Genomic DNA, 20309 nt, shown 5'->3' with positions numbered 1-20309 from the left:
TAATGATCTAAGGTGGCTTTATGGGGTTGTCAAATATTCTTTCATTAAAGTGATTGTTTCGAGAGGATGACTCATATGGGGGCAATGCCCAGTTGCCTGCATCAATTTTAAGGTGCTTTGAGACAGATGACGATGCATATATTGTCCCACATCTGAAGGTGCGATCGCATCTTCAGCACATTGTAAGATCAATGATGGTGTTGTCACTTTAGGAAGGTCGCTACGGTTGTCCCCATAGAAAGTAGCTTTGGCAAAGCGGTTGGCAATCTCAGGATCGGTTGAACAAAAACTAGTTTCCAGCTCTTGCATTAGCTCAGGTCGCTCCTCATTTTTCATCACCATTGGAGCCAAAAAACTCGCCCAGCCAATGTAGTTCTTTTCCATAATATCTAGTAAACCCTCAATATCTGAACGCTCAAAACCACCAATATAATCAGGGAGATCGTTGATGTAGCAAGGAGATGGGCTAACCAGAATCAATCTTTCAAAAAGATGAGGAGCTTGAATAGATGCCAAGATCCCAATCATGCTACTGACGGAATGACCGACTAAAATTACATCTTGTAATTTCAAGGCTTCGCAAATATCGAGAATGTCCTGAGCATAGCCATTCAAGTTTGTGTAACGTTCAGCACTGTAAGCTTGCAGATCTGATTGTCCTGAACCCACATAATCCAAGAGAATTACTTGATAGTCATTCTCGAAAGCGGGTATGACAAAGCGCCACATATTTTGATCGCATCCGAATCCGTGGGCAAACAGCATAGGCTGTTTACCATGTCCGCTTACTTTGACATTGTTCCGTTTTAAAATGTTTTGAGTCATTTGATGTGCTCCTCGTGAATATTCAGAGTTTACACAGTTTTTGAATGATCGCTGTGAGTTCCCTTAATTTAATGGGTTTACTCAGATATTCATTGACTCCCGCAGCAAGGCAGCGATCGAGATCGCCAGCCATTGCTAGAGCCGTCATGGCAATAATCGGTATATCAACCAAACTGGGGTCGAGGCGAATTTGTTGTGTTGCCTCTAGACCATCCATAACGGGCATTTGGATATCCATCAAAATCAACTGAGGATGATGCGCTTTCGTAAGAGCGATCGCCTCCTGACCATTCCTAGCTAGCAAAATGCGATAGCCCTTAGCTTCTAGATAGCTTGCAGTGCTAATGATATTGGCTTCGTTGTCTTCTACTATCAAGATCAGAGGGGTTTGACCATCGGCTTTGAGGGGAAGTGAGTAATCCAATACGGGAGTAGCATCTAGTTTGTTACTGACAGCTAGTGTAGAATCACAGTCATGGGGTAGATCGACCGTAAAACAACTACCCACACCCAATTCACTAGTTAGACCGACTCGACCACCGTGGAGTTCGACGATGCGTTTCACGAGGGCAAGTCCTAGCCCCGTTCCTTCATATTGTCGATTTAAGGCACTATCGATTTGGATAAAGGGCTGAAATAATCTTTTGATATTTTCTGGTGAGATGCCGATACCTGTATCGCTTACAGAAATTCGCAAGTATTGTGGTGAAGGGCGATCGCTAATCACTAAATCAGGGGACAACTGCGTAACTTCCAGTATAATTTTTCCTCCTACTGGAGTAAATTTAACCGCATTGTTCAGCAGATTAATCAAAACTTGGCGAATGCGACGTTCATCGATAAATAGCGACGGCAGATTGCTCTGAAGTTTGATATCCAGTTGAATATGTTTTTGCGAGGCATGTTGTTTGACAAAGGCTACACTGGATTGGCAGAGATGACTAATGGATGTGGGAGTGCAGTCTAACTTGATTTGCCCTGCTTCAATTTTGGCTAAATCAAGAATATCGTTGATTAGCTCTAACAGATGAGCGGCACTGCGTTCAATGGTTAGTAGAGCCTTAAGCTGTCGTTCGTTAATATTGCCAAAAACCTGCTCTTGTAAGCCCTCAGTCATACCAAGAATTGCATTAAGCGGCGTGCGAAGTTCATGACTCATATTGGCGAGAAATTCATCCTTAAGTCTGGTTGCGCGGATCAATTCTTCATTTGTTTGTTGTAGTTGTAGTTCTGATTGTTTGCGATCGCTAATATCAAAATTGACTCCAATCATGCTTTGGGGAGTACCCTGATCATCGCGCACCACAATCCCATAGGCTTTAATAAAATGGATGCTGCGATCAGGATGTACGACTCGAAACTCCGTATCATATTCAGCATTTCCTAAAGCAGCTTGCTGGAGCAATGTTTCTGTTGCTAGCCGATCATCAGGATGTAATCCGTTAGACCAAATATCGTAGACCACATTTTGGTTTGATTCACTGACTCTAAGTAATTCAGATGGTTTTGTGATTCCATAAAGTTCGTACATGCGATCATCCCAAATGATCACATTTTTTCCAATATCCCATTCCCAAGTGCCGATCGCCCCAGATCTTAGTGATAGCGCAAGGCGTTCCGACAGATTTTGTAGTTCTATTTCCCGTTTTTGGAGTTCTGAAGTGCGTTCTTTGACTTTGGCTTCTAGAAATTGATTAAGTTGTTGCAATTGCTGCTCGGCTTGTTTCCGCTCAGTGATATCCCGACAGATCCCAAACTGAACGATCTCACCAGACCAATTCACACTGCTAGCGCTAATTTCCACCGTACAGAGCGAACCATCCTTGCGCCGATGCAAGGTTTCAAACTTGACACTTTTGTCCTGCCCAAACTCTTGAATTCCTTTTCTCAATTCTTCTGCTGTCCATTTAGCATCAATATCGTAAATACTCAATGTCAGCACTTCTTCGCGACTATAGCCCAACATGTTCGCAAAACTTTGATTAGCGTCGATCAAAAAACCTTGAAGATTTAACACAAACAAACCATCTAGAGAAGTATTAAAGAGCATTGCGCTGCGGTAATATTCTTTTTCGAGATTTGCTTCTGCTTGTTTGCGATCGCTAATGTCACGAATCATAAATAGAACTTCATCTTCGCCACTTTTAACCGCTCTAACTTCTTCATAGATCAACCGATCTCCCACTTGAACTTGCTGTTCGTAAACCTGTAGCTCCCCAGTTTCTAGAGCTTTTTGTAAATAGTAAAACTGGCGATCAACTATCGCTTCAGGTAACACTTCCGCCATCGACATACCAGCGCGATCAAGTCTGGGAGCAGCGATCGCAAAATCACGATTTTGAGTAACAAATTCCCGATAAATTCCATCAGATCCCACCCGAAACATCAGATCAGGAATCGCCGCTAACATGACTCGGCTTTGAGCTTCACTCGCAGCTAGGGCTAGTTCGGCTTGTTTACGTTCGCGCATGGCAATGTGCTGTTCGCTAACGTCTCGAACTAACAACAAAACTTCATCTTCACTATAGGGAACTATTCGCACCTCTTCGATTTGTTCTCTACCATCCATGCAGATAGTTTGTTCATACATCTGCATGGAATTAGTTTGAAATGCCCGTTGGATATAATTCATGCGTTGTTCTACCACATCAGCAGGAAGCGTCTCAGATACATGCGTTCCTACCAGATCCGCTAAAACACCTACCACTGCAAAGTTTGGTCTGGTCACAAATTCCGAATAGAAGCCGTCCCGATTCATGCGGATGATCATGTCAGGAATGGCACTAAGGATGGCGCGTTGATGGGTTTCGCTTTTGATTAATTTGGCTTCTGTTTGCTGACGCTCAACTAGTTGATCGTGCAATTTTTGGTTGTTTTGAGCTTGCTCAATGGCGATCGCATGGCTAGCATACTTGATAAATAAAGCGGCGATCGCGACTGACAAGATCAGACTAGTGATGCTAATTTGAAAGCGAAGGACTTTAGCTTGCTTGATAGCCATGTCCACATCTTTTTCCTGTTGGTAGATAATCTGAGCAAAGGGAGCTAAGCGATCGGGAAACTCCACAAATTCAAGAAAATTCTTACTCTTAAAAAACTTGACTAACTGTAATTCTGCCTCTGGTAAAGTTTTCGGCGATGCGGCAAGGGGTTCTAATTTCTTGAGCAGTTCTTGGGTTTCTTGCTTAAATTTTCTTGTAAAAACTTCATAATCCTTAAGCAAAGATTCTAGCCCTTCTATGGTCGAGAACTGTTCTGAAGCGTTATGGTTTTCTAAAAGGTTTAAGGTTGTTTGGATGTTTTCCAGCAGTTGGCGACTCTCACGCCGAAACCCCTCTGAATCTCGTAAATTGGGGGATAGTTGTTTCGCAGGGCGATTGGATAAAACATCTAACTGGAGCGTATTCAGAGCTTTACGCTCTTCGGATACAACTTGAGTTTTTTGGAGTACTTCTTGATGGTAGTAATTTCCCAGCAGCAATCCAGTTGCAGTACCTAAGGAGGTAATACCTAGCGCGATCGCATATCCATAAACTATTTTGTTGCTTAAAAACATTTGGGATGAAAGCTTACGCCAAAAATTGCTGCATGGTGGTAACCAATAGCTTAAGTTTAACTGGTTTCGTCAAATAATCGTTAGCACCTGCATCCAGACATCTTTCGCGATCGCCTGTCATCGCCAAAGCCGTCAAGGCAATAATGGGAATCTTAACCAAATCTGGATCGCGGCGAATTTGTCTAGTAGCCTCAAGTCCATCCATGATCGGCATTTGGATATCCATCAAAATGAGATCGGGATGATGGGCTTTAGCAAGGTCAAGGGCTTCTTGACCATCCTTAGCGATCAAAATCCGATAGCCTTTCGCAGTGAGGTAGCTAGAGAAAGTGCCAATATTGGCTTCGTTATCTTCTGCGATCAGGATTAGAGGCGATCGGGTAGTGGCTACGTTGGCTGGAGAGGATTTTTCTTCTGGAGTAGTCGTTAGGTCTACGCCTGCTGGCATTTTCGGTGACATAGCCTCATCGAGCGCACAGGGTAGCTCGATCGTAAAGCGACTTCCCACTCCAAGTTCACTGGTTAGTCCCACCCTACCGCCGTGGAGTTCCACAATCCGTTTAACGAGAGCGAGTCCCAAGCCAGTCCCATCATATTGACGATTTAAAGCACTATCGATTTGAATAAAGGGCTGAAATAGCTTCTTAATATTCTCTGCGGAAATACCAATGCCTGTATCGATTACCGCAATCTGTAAAAAGCGTTGTGACGATCGGTCTAGTTCAGGAAGAAGTTGGTGAACTTCTAGGGTGATACGTCCACCCTCTGGGGTGAATTTCACGGCATTGTTAAGCAGGTTAATCAACACCTGACGAATGCGCCGCTCATCCACTAATAGTTGAGGTAGGTTCAGTTGCAGTTTAATCTCAAGCTGAATGCGTTGTTTTAAGGCTTGTTGTTTGATAAAGGCAAGACTGGATTGGCAGAGGGAAGCCACAGTACAGAGATTATAGTCTAGTACCATCTGCCCAGATTCAATTTTAGCGATATCGAGGATGTCGTTGATTAGCTCCAGTAGGTGATTACTACTACGTTCCACAGTTTCTAATGCTTTAACTTGTCGCTCACTTACTGCACCAAAGACTTCCTCTTGTAGCCCTTCAGTCATACCCAATATGGCATTTAGAGGAGTCCGAAGTTCGTGGCTCATGTTGGCTAAAAACTCATCCTTCAAGCGGGTAGCTCGACCAAGTTCTTCGTTAAAAACAGATAGTTCTTGGTTGCTCTTAGTGAGCTTGATCTCTGTTTGCTGCCTCACCACAAGTTCAGACTGAAGTTGCTTGTGGAGACTAGCTTGTTGAATGGCGATCGCTAACCAGTTGGAAATTTGTTGGAGTAAATTTATTTCTAGGTCTTGCCAGTAGCGCGGAGAGTCGCATTGATGGACAATCAACAATCCCCACAGGATTTGATCCTGAATAATCGGAACTGCGAGGGCAGCTCTAACTTTGAGTTTTGTGAGGAATTCGACCCAACTGGGCAAGTCTGACGGGTTTTTTGCTTCGCGATCGCAAAGGATAAACACATCTCCTTGAGTATAGTGATTGTAGCTGTCTTGAGAGATAATATCCTCAGGGAAGACGATATTTAGAAGTTTTGAGCAATTTGGCAAAGTGGATTCAGCTAGAGCAGACTTTGGCTCTCCTGCAATTAACTGATAAATCAGCACTCGGTCTGACTGTAAGACTTCCCGAACATCCTCAACAGTTGCATTGAGAATCTCTGTCAAATCTAGGGACGATCGCATTCGTTGAGTAATCGCTCCGAGAATGCGTTCCTGATCTGCTTGATATTTCAGTCGCAATTCAATTTGGCGGCGAATAGTAACATCCTGCGATATACCTACTAAACCAATAATATAATCTGTCCAGTCACGCAATGGAGCTTTATGGGTTTCTACCCATCGCTGTTCACCATTAGGCAGAGTTATCGTTTCTTCGATCCCCTGTCTGGCTTGACCCGCTTCCATAACGCGCTGATCGTCGGCACGATGGGCGATTATCTCGGCTTGTGTCGAGGGAAGATCAAAGTCAGTTTTCCCAATGATCTCTTCCACCGAGTTCAACCCAAGCACTTTGGCAAATTGCTGATTGCATCCCAAATAGACAGACTCTCGATTCTTCCAAAATAGTGAGAGTGGGACAGTATCAACCACAGTTTGAATAAATTGTTGAGATTCCAATAGAGCTTTTTCGACAAGTTTGCGATCGCTAATGTCACGGATCAGAAAAACGACTTCATCGTTATTGCATGGAGCAACGCGCACTTCTTCGTACCGCAGTTCACCATCAATCCAAACCTGCTGTTCGTAGGTCTGCAAGGTTTGCGTAGTCAGTGCTTGCTGAAGAGTCGTGAATTTAGTCTCTGAATGAGAGGGGATAATATCTGCTGACAAAGCATCAAAAATACTTTTGCCAATTACTTGTTGAGGATCAACCAGATTCTTCCCTTGGGGAGATGTTAAGAAGTCAATATACTCACCATCTCGGTTAACCCGAAATACCAGATCGGGCAAAGCCAAAAGCGTAGCTTGGGTACGCTCTTCACTACGTCTTAGAGCTTCAGTACGTTGCTCCACGCGGCGTTCTAGATCTTGGTTGAGTTGCTGTAGCTCTGCTTCGGCAAGCTTACGAGCCGTAATATTCCGCACGATTGCCAAAACTTCTTGATCATTAATGGCGAGTATCCTCACTTCTTCGTAGACTAAACGATCCTGCTTGAGGAAGTGATGCTCATAGACTTGTAATTCACCCGTCGTGATTGCTTGCTCGATAAATTGCAACTGCCTCTGGAGTAAATTTGGCGGTAGAACTTCCGAAATATGGTTGACAATTGGTAGAAAATTCTCCGCCTCAATGTCTGACTTGATATATGCCAAGCAAGTGCCATCACGCTGAAGTCGCAGCAATAAATCAGGAATTGTGTCCAAGATCGTGCGAAGGGTTGCTTCACTCGCTTGCAAAGCGGCAGTCCGATGTTCTACTTTCCTTTCTAAGTCTTGGTTGAGTTGTTGTAGGGCAGCTTCAGCTTGTCTACGATCAGCTAGATTCGCCATCTCGATTAAAGTGCTTTGGTCTAGTAACCCCACAATGCGATCGCGATCATCTAGCACAGGTAAATGACGAATATGATGCTGTTGCAATAGGGCTAGAGCATCGTTAATATCAGTGAATGTAGATTCTTGGATGGTGATGACGGGATGGCTCATCACCGACTGAATTGGCAACTGGGCTAAGGATATGGGCTGAGTGACAAGACGAATAAGATCACGCTCGGACAGAATGCCGAGCAAACCGCTCTTTTCAGATACGTTCTCCACCACTAACACATAGTTTGAGTCAGTTTCCCCCATCATCGCGATCGCTGCCATGACTGACGTATCTGGTGACACCAAAGGCGAATTGCGGGCGATCGCCGATCGTAAATCTGTTGGATCGAGAAGACTTGCAGTAGTTATCACGGGTATCTCTTCTGAGTGGCTAGCAGGGTTTGAATCATCTGGGATAGTTCTTTGAGTCGAATAGGCTTACTAAAATATTCATTAGCTCCCGCCGCAATGCAACGATCGCGATCACCAGCCATCGCTAATGCTGTCAATGCAATGATTGGGATATTCACCAAGTTGAGATCGAGACGAATTTGTTTAGTTGCTTCTAGTCCATCCATAATTGGCATTTGGATGTCCATCAGGATTAGATCAGGTTGATTAGATTTAACCATCTCGATCGCTTCTTGTCCATTTTTAGCGATCTCAAACCGATATCCCAGAAATTCTAGATAATTAACGAGAATATCAATATTTGACTGATTATCTTCGGCGATGAGAATTAACGGACTAGTTTCAGATTGGTGAGTTAATGAAGAGGTCGATGATGTCGTTGGAATTGTCATGCCCTTCGCCAAAGTAGGGATCTCTGTTACTAAATGGTAAGGAAGCCGCACGATAAAACAACTGCCTTTACCTAGCTCGCTACGCACAGAGATCGAGCCGCCATGAAGTTCCACAATTTCCTTGGCTAAACTGAGTCCTAGCCCAGTACCTTCATATTGGCGATTGAGGCTAGCATCAATTTGGACAAAGGGTTGAAAAAGCTGATCGAGATTGGTTGCCGCAATGCCAATACCTGTATCAGCGATCGCTAAGCAAAGCTCGGACATTTCCAGATAAACTTCTAAGGAAATCTCTCCTCCCTCTGGGGTAAACTTGACAGCGTTATTGAGTAAATTGATTAGCACCTGTCGCATCCGTCGCTCATCGATAGAGATTACGCCTAAGTCATCTTGCCATGAGCTTCTCAGTTGAATATTCTTTTTGCTTGCCATTTGTCTGATCAAGTTTAAACTGGATTCACATAGGTGGACTACAGACACAGGGGCGATATCCAGTTCCAATTTACCCGCTTCAATTTTTGAGAGTTCTAAAATATCGTTGATCAGGGACAGCAAGTGATTGCCACTATTTTCAATCATCGCGATCGCCGAATTTTGCAGTTCGTTGATTAAGCCATAAATTCCTTCTTGTAAGCTTTCAGAAATCCCTAAAATCGCATTAAGTGGGGTGCGAAGTTCATGGCTCATATTGGCAAGGAATTCATCTTTGAGCCTTGTGGCATGGATCAGTTGAGCATTTGAATTCTGTAAAGCTAAAGTGCGTTCGACAACTTTGGATTCGAGGGTTTGATTTAACTGTTGAAGGGTCTGCATAGCTTGTTCGCTTTCGATCGCGATTCTAGTAATATTTACCGCCAAATTGACAACTTCAATCTCAACTGGAGTGGGCGCACAAATTTCATGATGATAAACCACAAAAGTTCCCAAGACTTGATCTTGAGCATCAATCACAGGCACTGACCAACAAGAACGTAGATTATTTGCTAGAGCCAATTCCTTACAGTTTTGCCAGAGTGGATCGGTGGCAATATCACTGACAATCACTAATTCTTTGCGATAGGCGGCTGTACCACAGGAACCGTTGCCTTCAGCGATGGTTAAGGTTTTGATAACTTCCGTATAGTTTTTCGGCAACCTACTACAATTAAATCCTTGATAGAGTCTCCCCTCAGAATTACAGAGCATGATCGAACATAGCCCATCCTCAAACTGTCCCTCGATCGCCACAACTATATCATTGAGGATTTCTGGCAGAGCTACTCCTAGGGCGATTTTCTGTAAAATCTGGTTCTGAGTCTTGATCAGAAACTCGGATTTTTTGTGATCGCTCAAGTCAATATCAATGCAGTATAGTTCTGGCTCATTCCTTGGGTTATTTAGTAAGACATGGCTAGAGTAGACAAAAACGCTAGATCCATCCTTTGCCATTAGGGTTAACTCACTAGCAGGAATAGGCTCGCCACCATTCACCCACGCATCCACAAGATTAATCACAACCTCTCGCATCGGTGGCGGAATAATCAGGGCTTCCAAATTCTGACCGAGGGCTTCATCGGCGGTATAGCCATAGATTTTTTCACTAGCACTATTCCAATAAATGACTTGGCGATCGCTGTTATAGCCCTGTACCGATATCTTAGGGAGAGCATCAAATAATTTTTGCGAACGTTGTTCACTTGCCCAAAACTCGGCATCTTCTGTTTGGCGATCGCCCATTTGCCGATCGCCTATTTCTAAACGATTCTGTGGTTGGGAGAATAGCTCAGTTAAGTTTTCTTTTTCTAGTACTCCAACTAGGCGATCGCCTTCTAGCACAGGTAAATGTCGCATCGAATGCTCTTGAAATAGCGTCATCACAACATTGATCGCAGTATTGATATCCGTAAGCTCTGAAGTTTGGAGCGTTATGACGGGATGGCTCATCACCGTCTGAACTGATAATTGGTCTAAGGGTAAGCGCTGGGAGTTAAGGCGAATAATATCTCGTGCTGTGAGTATCCCCATAACCTCAGCCGAATTTTCTTTGCTCACTAGTACATAACTAGAGCCATTTTGATCCATCAACGCGATCGCCTCGATCACATTTAGCTCTGGCGCAACGATCAGAGGGTTGCGAGAGATTACGGATAGAAGATCCCTAGGCAAAGAGTTGATCACAGGTAACTCCACTAGTGAGCCAAAAAAGTTTGAATCATTTGGGATAATGCTTTTAGTTTGACAGGTTTTGTCAAGTATTCATTGGCTCCTGCTCCTAAACATTTTTCGCGATCGCCTGTCATCGCCAAAGCTGTCATTGCAATAATTGGAACATTGATTAACTCAGGAGCACGGCGAATTTGTCTAGTTGCTTCTATTCCATCCATGACTGGCATTTGAATGTCCATCAGAATCAAGTCTGGATGGTGAGATTTCGCTAAGGCGATCGCCTCTTGCCCATTTTTAGCAACGAGTAGGCTATAGCCCTTGGCGGCTAGATAGCTAGAAACGGTAACGATGTTAGCTTCATTATCCTCGGCCATCAAGATTAAGGGAATCTGAGTAGTTTGGTTTACCCATCGAGATTCAAGTTCGGGAGTAGCTAATGATGGTGTAACCATTACCGTTTCCGAGGAATTAGCTGTATAGGGCAAATCAATCATGAAACAACTGCCCACACCTAATTCACTAGTTAAGCCAACTTTACCGCCATGCAGTTCCACCATCTGCTTAACTAAGGCTAGCCCCAATCCTGTACCTGAGTACTGACGATTTAAAGCACTATCAATTTGGATAAAGGGTTGAAACAATTTATTAATATTTTCTGGGGCAATGCCGATACCTGTATCAGTGATCGCAAAGCGAAGCCAATCGTTAGTATGCGATGGTTCCTGATCTTGATAAGTAGATGCTTCTAGGGTAATGCGACCACCCTCTGGGGTGAATTTCATGGCATTGTTCAGCAAATTAATTAATACCTGACGAATGCGACGTTCATCCAACATTTGGTCGGGTAGATTTTGGGGAAGCTTCACCTCTAACTGAATGCGTTTTTTGAGAGCTTGCTGCTTGATGAAGGCAAGACTAGATTGACAGAGCGAAGCCACATCCGTGGGGGTAAGGTCTAGCTCAATCTGTCCCGATTCAATTTTGGCAACATCAAGAATGTCATTAATCAAAGCTAATAAATGATCGCTACTACGTTCAACGGTTTGGAGGGCTTTACGTTGCTGTTCATTGATACTGCCAAAAATCTGCTCTTGCATTGCCTCAGTCATGCCGAGAATGGAATTGAGGGGCGTGCGAAGTTCATGGCTCATGTTGGCTAAAAACTCATCCTTCAAGCGTGTGGCGCGGGAGAGTTCTTCGTTAGTTAGTTGTAGTTGGACTTCAGCGCGTTTGCGATCGCTAATATCCTGCACCATCAGCACAAAATAATTCGCCGTCCGATCAGGATTACGGAAGCATTGCACTGAGATAATTGTGTGGATAATTTCTCCATTCTTACGAACAAAGCGTTTATCCATCACATATCCTTCTAGCTCCCCTGCCAAAGCCTTATTAAACTTAATCAGATTTGCTTCTAAATCTTCAGGATGGGTAATCTCAGCCCATGTTTTTTGGAGCATTTCATCGTGGGAATAACCGAGCATATTGCATAAGCAACTGTTGACATCTTGCCAACTCTTGTCAGGATTACTAATCGCCATACCGAGCAGAGGCTGATCGAAGTACCGACTGAGACGTTCTTCACTCTTCCGTAGAGATTCTTCAATTTGCTTAAGTTCCGTCAGATCATGGAGACTAGCGAGAACTCCCGTAATGCTGCCATCAATCTCGATATAGGGAGAATAAGCAACTCGAACAAAGCGCCGCGAGCCATCTCCATAGTCAAACCACTCTTCGTAGTGTTGGACTTCGCCTGCCAAACAGCGATCTAGTCTTGGCTGAATAACACTTCTAAAGCGTTCTCCCTTAAACTCTTCTATACTATAACCAATCACTTCCTCTAGTTTTTTATTATGCCAAGCTAGATAGACTTGATTAACTAATTGGAATCTATAGTTACGATCATAGAGAATAATCGCATCAGTAGTAGCCGCCACCACTCGCTCATATCTACGCAACTTAGACTCATTGGCTTTGCGATCGCTTATGTCCATCGCAGTACCAAACAAGTGGGTTACTTCACCTAAGGCATTGCGTTTTGGTGTTCCCTTGACAAAATAATAGCCAGTTGAACCATCAGCTCTAGTAATCTGTATGTCTAATTCGTAGGGTTCGCCAAATTGAATTGCTCGCGCTCCCAGATGGTCGAGGATATCTCGGTCTTGTGGACAAACATATTGAGCAAGATGATCAACGGGTTGCTCCTCCTGCTGAGGCTCCAGCCTTAAGAGACGATACATCTCTTCTGAGCAAGTGATTTTCTGCGTGGTCAAGTCCACCTGCCAACTACCGACATGGGCAATTTGCTGAGCTTCGGTAAGAGCCGTTTGGATTCTCAGTAGTTTCGCCTCTGCTTGCAGACGTTCGGTAATATCGTGCAAAGAGATCAAATATGCAGGTTGTTGATCCCATTCAATTGGTACAACTTGCATCTCACTTTCCCCGATTTTCCCATCAGGTGCTAAGTAAGTAATTTCAAATTGATTATTCAGTACGTTGGGTACACCAATGCTCAAGCCAACGAGTTGGTCAATAGGCATTCCAAAGGTTCTAGCTGCCGATGGATTAGCAAAAACAATCCGTCCTTCTTGATCAGCAATTAGGATGCCATCAGAGATGCTAGAAACAATCAGATTTAGACGATTTTTACTATTTGCTAACTCTATAGTTCGCTCTTCTATTTTGCTCTCCAATCCTTGATTGAGTTGCTGCAAATCTAACATCATATTTGACTGTCGGATCGCAATACTAATATGTGTGGCAAGTTGTTGCAGCAAAGCTACTGATGACCGATCCCAAAAGCGTGGTTGCAAACACTCCTGTGCAGCTAGCAATCCCCAAAGCTGATCTTCCAGCAAAATCGGCACGACGATGATCGCCTTCACCTGAATTTGCTCCAAAAACTTGGTGTGGCAATCAGTCAATCCCACATGGATATCATCTGTGACTTGGATTCTGCCATTTTTGTAAGGCTCCACCATCGCTTCGCCAAAGTGCGGATCGGTGATCACCTGACCCAGCAATGAATCGCAGTAAGAAGTAACTGATTCGGCAACTACCACTCCACTCCAATCTGGCTCAAAGCTATAAACGATCACGCGGTCTGTTTTGAGAAATTGACGAACTTCTTGAACGGTCGCCTTAAGAATGACTTGTAAATCTAGTGACGATTGAATCCGATTAGCGATCGTGGTTAGAAATAATTCGTATTCAATCTGTTTTATTTGATCTTGTTGTAATGTGTAGTCAGTTACCTTTAGTAGCTCTTTTAAGGTAACCAGTCCAATCGGATAGCCATGCTCATTTAGAAGTGGTAAATGACTAAAGCGATATTGACGTAGCAACTTAAGCGGTGTATCCACGTCATAAAACTCTGAGCGCTTCATGGTCACAACAGGATGAGTCATCACCTCTGTAACCTTGATTTTGCTGATATCCGATTCCATGACCATTAACCGAATCAGATCGGACTGAGTTAAAATCCCCACCAGCTTAGACTCAGCCACAACCAAAACGCAGGAGACACAACTTTTAGGCAATTCTGCTCTTTCGTTAGATTGACTTGCCCGCTCAGAATCCTGATTATGTCCTTGATTGATCAATCGCACCACATCACGCAAAGAATCCTCTGCGCTGACAATTAGCAGATTATGAGCGATCGCCTGTTCTAATACTTGAGGACTAAATGCTTTGATCACAGAAGTTTTGATGATAGGAATTCCGAAAGGCTTAGATTTATAGCTACGTGATGAAGTTTTATCTAGATATACAAAAATTATTCTTAGATAATTACATCCAATCTATCATCTCTCAAAGTAAAAGATAACCAGAGATCTGTCACAATTAAAATAGATTAAAGGTTTATAGCTGAAATAGTCTGATTTTATGGTCGAAATTATCAATAATCTCAAAAAACAACTACCTAAGTGTCCGACAGGAATTCAAGGGTTAGACGAAATTACTGGGGGAGGATTACCTCAGGGGCGACCAACTCTAGTCTGTGGCTCCGCAGGTTGTGGGAAGACTCTGTTTGGGGTGGAGTTTCTAGTGCATGGTGCTATTGACTATGATGAAGCAGGCGTATTGATGACCTTTGAAGAGACAGCCGAGGAGATTACCCAAAATGTCACTTCGCTAGGATGGGATCTCGATCAGTTGGTGTCCGATGGCAAATTGATCATCGACCATGTTTACATCAATCCTATTGGCTTAGAAGAAACGGGAGATTATGACCTTGAAGGCTTATTTATCAGACTAGGCAGTGCTATTGACGAAATCGGGGCAAAGCGAGTAGTTTTAGATACGATTGAAGTTTTATTCGCAGGGCTAAATAACGCCAATATTGTGCGAGCCGAGTTACGCCGTTTATTTGGTTGGTTAAAGTCACAGGGTGTAACTGCGATTATTACAGGAGAACGGGGCGCAAATGTCTTAACCCGTCAAGGATTGGAAGAGTACGTCTCGGACTGCGTAATTCGATTAGAGCAAAGAACTTTTGAAGAAATCACCACCCGCTATCTGCAAATATTCAAATATAGAGGTTCTCGGCATAGCTCTAATGAATATCCCTTTTTGATTGAGGAAAATGGTATTTCTGTAATACCGATTACCTCAGTTGGGCTAGACTATGAGATATCAACTGAACGGGTCTCTACAGGAGTCCCCCGACTTGATGGGATGTTAGATGATCATGGTTACTATCGGGGGAGTAGTATTTTGGTTACGGGAATGGCGGGAACGGGGAAGACGACATTAGCAGGATTTTTTGCATCGGCAACCTGCGATCGCGGCGAACGCTGCCTTTATATAGCAATGGAAGAAGCACCGCAACAAATTCTTAGAAATCAGCGATCGGTTGGACTTAACATGACGCATCATGTCGAAAGTGGATTATTGCGATTTGAGTCGGTACGTCCAACAGCCTATGGATTGGAGATGCGGTTACTCACGATTCAGTCTTGGATCAAAGAGTTTCAGCCTAGATCAATTGTGATTGACCCCATGAGCAACCTTGCCACTAGTGGAACCGTGAATCAAACCAAGAATTTTCTCATGCGGTTGATCGACATACTCAAATCTCAACAAATCACTGTCTTTTTTACTAACCTACTCCAAGGCGGTTCTCCTTTTGAGCATACAGAATTAGGTACATCTTCCCTGATGGACACTTGGCTAGAACTCCGCACTACAGAAACCAATGGAGAACGCAATCGGACTCTGTATATTCTCAAATCTCGTGGTATGCACCATTCTAATCAAGTGCGTGAATTTATCTTAACGAGTGATGGTATAGAGTTGGTAGATGTGTACTTAGGACAGAACAACTTTCTGACTGGAACCGCAAGAGTCGCACAACAATCCCAAGAGAAGTTAACCCAACTCAACCGCAAGCAAGAATTTGACCGTAAAAAGCTCCGACTTGAGCAGCAACAATCGCTGGTACAGGCTCAAATTAAAGCCCTTGAGATTCAACTAGCGATTGAGCAAGCAGAATTAGAGATGTTTAGTCAGCAAGAAGAAACTGCTCAACAAGTTTTAACTGACAGTAAAGTTAAAATGTCAGTCCTTCGCAAAGCCGATCAAACAGATTTATAAACCATTTTAAAACCAAACAGAGGTATTAGGAACTCAGAAATCAATGGATATCAATACAAGAGAGAATCTGCCTCTACCTAAAGAAGAAATATGGGAACTACGGCTATATGTTGCAGGGAAATCAGCTAAATCACTGTTAGCGATCGCCAATTTGCAAAAAATTTGTGAGGAATTCCTCAATGGTCAATACAAAATTGAGGTAATTGATTTAATTGAGCATCCGCATATTGCTAGAAAAGAACAGATTATCGCGGTTCCCACTTTAATCAAGAAATTACCTCTGCCTCTTAAACAAATTATTGGCGATTTATCCAATCAAGAAAAAGTGCTACATGGATTAGAGTTACAAAAAATTAATTAGTGCGGTCTGAAAGATTACTTTAAAAGCTGCTGAATGGTTTTAACCAATAGCTTAAGTTTAACTGGTTTCGTTAAATAATCAGTAGCACCTGCATCCAGACATTTTTGGCGATCGCCTGTCATCGCCAAAGCCGTCAAGGCAATAATCGGAATCTCAGCTAAATCTGGATCGCGGCGAATTTGTCTCGTGGCTTCTAGTCCATCGATCACAGGCATTTGGATATCCATCAAAATTATGTCAGGATGATGAGCTTTAGCAAGGGCGATCGCTTCCTCTCCGTTTTTGGCAATGACAAGGCGATATCCTTTGACTTCTAGATAATCATTAATAGTATTTATATTCGATTCATTATCTTCGGCAAGTAAGATCAATGGTAATGCTTTCTGCTCTGTGGGATTACTTTCAAGGTTAAAGGCAGTCTGGTTTATCATCGGAGGTAACGAAGGCAGAGCCGTTTCGTAGGGAAGCTCGATCATAAAGCAACTTCCCACATCTAATTCACTAATCAACCTTACTTTACCTTTATGCAGTTCGACAATTTGCTTGACTAAGGCTAGCCCCAGCCCTGTGCCTTCATATTTACGGTTTAAGGCACTGTCGATTTGGACAAAGGGTTGGAACAATTTTGGGGTATTTGCAGGCGCAATGCCGATGCCTGTATCGATAATCGAAAACCTTAGCCAAGATCTATTCTGAGTTTCTAGATCCTCTTGCCTACTAACTTCTAGGTTGACCTGTCCACCTTCGGGGGTAAATTTCACAGCATTGTTCAGTAAATTAATCAACACTTGGCGCATACGACGCTCATCTAACAAGATGTCAGACAAATGGGGATCGATTTTGACATCCATTTGGATATGTTTTTGGAGAGCCTGCTGTTTGACAAACGCCAGACAGGATTGACAAAGCTGATTGATAGAAGTTTTGGTATAGATTAGCTCGACCTGTCCTGCTTCGATTTTGGCGACATCGAGAATATCGTTAATTAATGTCAGCAAATGATAGCTGCTTTGCTCAACGGTTTTTAATGCTTTGGTTTGACGTTCGTTGACGCTGCCAAATACTTCTTCTTGTAAAGCTTCAGTCATCCCTAAAATTGAATTGAGGGGAGTCCGCAATTCGTGGCTCATGGTCGCCAAAAATTCATTCTTAAGTCGAGTAGCCCGAAGTAATTCGGCATTAGTTCGCTCTAGTTGTTGTTCATATTCTTTTTGAAAACGCATATCGCGCATAATCGTTGAGAAAAACTCCACCTCGCCTTGGGGAGATTTATGAGCAAGCAATAATTGCGATACAGGAATTTCTCGTCCTTCCCTATCTAGTAAAGCGGTTTCCCCAATCCAACTTCCGTTGGCGATCGCGATCGGGACAGCCTGTTGACAGAGAAAATCCACTACCCATTGGGGATGATAATCAATGGGGCTTCGTGGTGTCATTGGATCATTGTCTAGACCTCGAAGTTGTTTGAGCGCAGTGTTATGCCAAATAGTTTTACCTGATGAGTCAGAAATGAGAATATAGTCTGTTGCAGCTTCTAGCATCGCATGTAGGCGATTTTGTGACTGTTCTAGTAGTTTGCGATCGCTAATATCTTCCGCAGTTCCAATAGTTTGCTTGACCCTTCCCTCCGCATCACGACTAAAGACCGCATCACGACTATGGAGCCAATGCCACTCGCCATTGACATGTCTCATCCGATATTCAGCCTCCACGATATCACCTTCCTGAGCTACTTCCATTTTGTCATAGTATTCTGGTAAGACAGTCTGGAGATCGTCGGGATGCAGTAGGTTGAGAGCAAAGTTTTCGCCCATTGCTTGAATTGCCTCAGGCGAGTAACCCAAGGTTGAGAAAATCTCACGGTTGGTGTAGACATTACGTTGTTCTTGAATATCGTAAAGATAAAGGATATTGGGAGATGCGTCGGCAATTTTTTGAATAAAGCTTTGACTCTCTTGCAGAGCTAATTCTGCTTGTTTGCGCTCCGTCATATCGTAATTAAGCCCAATCATTCTTAAAGGCTCACCCTGCTCATTGCGCTGAATGACTGCGTGGGCTTTGAGGTTGCGGAGGCTGCCATTGGGCAGGACAACTCGAAACTCAGTGTTATATTCTTTTTCACCAGATAGTGCTTGACGAGAATCCTCTAAGGCGATCGGCAGATCATCAGGATGCATACCATTGATCCATGCTTCGTATGCACCAGAGAAATCGGCAGGATTCACGCCATAAAGTTTATACATGCGATCATCCCAAATTAGTGCATTGGTGACAATATCCCATTCCCAAATGCCAATTTGTGCAGATTGAAGTGCTAGTTCTAATCGCGCAGATAGATCTTGGAGTAGTAGCTCTGTTTGTTTGCGATCGTTAATATTCGTTAAAATTCCTTGATAGCCGATGATTACGCCTTCGGAATTAAAAACAGGCGTGGTATTAATTCGCATCCATATATATCTGCCATCTTGATGTTGATGTCGAAACTCGGCAATATTCAACTTTTGTCCAGCTTGCAGAGTTTGCACATAGTCAGCAAATAGTGACGAAATATCGTCTGGATGCACAAGATCGATGAATGCTCTACCAATCCATTCATCGGATTCCCAACCGAACATATCCTTAAATTGCGGCGAGAGATATGTAAATACTCCATACTGATCGGCTGACCAGATCAAGTCGTTTCCCCCTTCTACCAATCGGCGAAATTTAGCTTCGCTCTCAATTAATTGGGACTCAATCTGTTTGCGATCGCTAATATCTCTCAAAATTCCTTGGATGATCATCACTCCATCCACATCAATACGACTGCCAGTAATCTCTACAGGAATTTGACGACCATCTTTTCGTAGCACAAGGCTTTCTAAGGGTTGACTTTGGTTAAGCGCAATATTTATGAAATGGTTACGGGCTGCTTCTAGGGCTAGGGGAGGATGAATCTGTGACATATGTAAGCGAGTCAATTCATCGTGGCTATAGCCCAAAAGTTTCTCTGCTTTTTGATTTACTTCGATCAAGTTACCTTGATGATCAGCGAGTAATATGGCATCGCTAGCCCCATCCATTAAGGCGCGATAACATTTCTCACTTTTTTGAAGAGCTAACTCAGCCTGCTTTCGCGCAGTAATATCCGTTAACGTCCCCAGATAGCCAACTATTTGATTGTCAGCATCGATTTCCTTGGCAACTTGGACAAAAAAGAAATTAATGCTGCCATCTGGACGTAAATGTCTACCCTCACTATGGATCACGACGCGAACAGTTGGATCTGTTTGAACATAGCCCTCAGTCCATTGAGCTAGTAGCTGATCGCGATCGTCAGGATGTAAGGCATCCATCCATCCTTTTCCCAAAGCTGATTCTTTGGATCGACCTGTCATCTCACTCCAGCGATCGTTGACATAGGTACAGTTAAATATTTCATCAAAGCAGAAAATAGCCACTGGAGCAGCCGTGGCTAAAGTCGAGTAGTAGCGATCGCTTTTCTGTATATCTTCCTGTGCATAATCACTAGAATTTAAAACTGTCTGGGCTAATAGATCTGTCAAGACATCTTTGGCTAACAGTCCAATGAGGCGATCGCCATCTAGCACAGGCAAATGCCGAATTTGGTGCTGTTGAAACAACCGTAGTACATCATTGAGATCAAGCAGTGCTGATTCTTGGATCGTCAGGACGGGATGACTCATCACAGTTTGGATCGGCAATTGATCGAAGGGCTGAGCCTGAATACTGACGCGCACAAGATCCCGTTCAGTGAAAATACCAATCAAGTCGCTTTTTTGTTTACTGGTAACCACTAGTACACAACTTGTCCCTGTTTCACCCATCATCGCGATCGCTGACATGACCGATGTATCTGGTGTCACCATTAATGGCTGACGGACGATCACCGACATTAATTTTTCTTGGATTAGGCGACTTTTAGGGTTCATCTTG

At 43.4% G+C, this 20309-nt stretch carries 8 protein-coding genes; 2 read left to right on the top strand and 6 right to left on the bottom strand.

The window, feature by feature from the left end; all coding sequences use genetic code 11:
• Positions 1 to 18 precede the first annotated feature (18 nt).
• Genes B9G53_RS09165 through B9G53_RS09145 form a run of 5 tightly spaced genes read right to left on the bottom strand, consistent with a single transcriptional unit; the run spans position 19 to position 14115 of the window.
• Positions 19 to 825, bottom strand: coding sequence for an alpha/beta fold hydrolase (locus B9G53_RS09165; RefSeq protein ID WP_094531406.1), 807 nt, complete (start codon positions 823 to 825; stop codon positions 19 to 21).
• A gap of 22 nt (positions 826 to 847) precedes the next feature.
• A complete protein-coding gene (locus B9G53_RS09160) occupies positions 848 to 4381 on the bottom strand; it encodes a PAS domain S-box protein (protein WP_176453158.1) in 3534 nt (1177 codons plus the stop codon).
• A 13-nt stretch (positions 4382 to 4394) separates the two neighbouring features.
• On the bottom strand, positions 4395 to 7841 hold the full coding sequence (locus tag B9G53_RS09155) for a PAS domain-containing protein (protein WP_094531404.1): 3447 nt from the start codon (positions 7839 to 7841) through the stop codon (positions 4395 to 4397).
• Positions 7838 to 10429 (bottom strand): ATP-binding protein, encoded by a 2592-nt coding sequence (locus tag B9G53_RS09150; RefSeq protein WP_141211746.1) that lies wholly within the window; start codon positions 10427 to 10429, stop codon positions 7838 to 7840. Before B9G53_RS09150 ends, B9G53_RS09155 begins: the two co-directional genes overlap by 4 nt.
• A gap of 11 nt (positions 10430 to 10440) precedes the next feature.
• Positions 10441 to 14115: a PAS domain S-box protein gene (locus B9G53_RS09145; RefSeq protein ID WP_094531400.1), complete on the bottom strand. Its 3675-nt coding sequence runs from the start codon at positions 14113 to 14115 to the stop codon at positions 10441 to 10443.
• Between the two features lie 187 nt (positions 14116 to 14302).
• On the opposite strand from B9G53_RS09145, the gene kaiC reads away from it, so the two are divergent.
• Positions 14303 to 16012 carry a circadian clock protein KaiC gene (kaiC, locus tag B9G53_RS09140; RefSeq protein WP_094531398.1) on the top strand — a complete coding sequence of 570 codons (1710 nt, stop codon included), beginning with the start codon at positions 14303 to 14305 and terminating at the stop codon, positions 16010 to 16012.
• Between the two features lie 43 nt (positions 16013 to 16055).
• Positions 16056 to 16373 (top strand): circadian clock KaiB family protein, encoded by a 318-nt coding sequence (locus B9G53_RS09135; protein WP_094531396.1) that lies wholly within the window; start codon positions 16056 to 16058, stop codon positions 16371 to 16373.
• Between the two features lie 14 nt (positions 16374 to 16387).
• Here B9G53_RS09135 and B9G53_RS09130 read toward each other — a convergent pair whose 3' ends face one another.
• Positions 16388 to 20305 (bottom strand): PAS domain S-box protein, encoded by a 3918-nt coding sequence (locus tag B9G53_RS09130; RefSeq protein WP_094531394.1) that lies wholly within the window; start codon positions 20303 to 20305, stop codon positions 16388 to 16390.
• Between the last annotated feature and the right edge of the window lie 4 nt (positions 20306 to 20309).

The organism is Pseudanabaena sp. SR411 (assembly GCF_002251945.1).
Classification (GTDB): domain Bacteria; phylum Cyanobacteriota; class Cyanobacteriia; order Pseudanabaenales; family Pseudanabaenaceae; genus Pseudanabaena.
The sequence above is the reverse complement of the archived record's forward strand: the minus strand, read 5'-3'. Positions and strand labels throughout refer to the sequence as shown.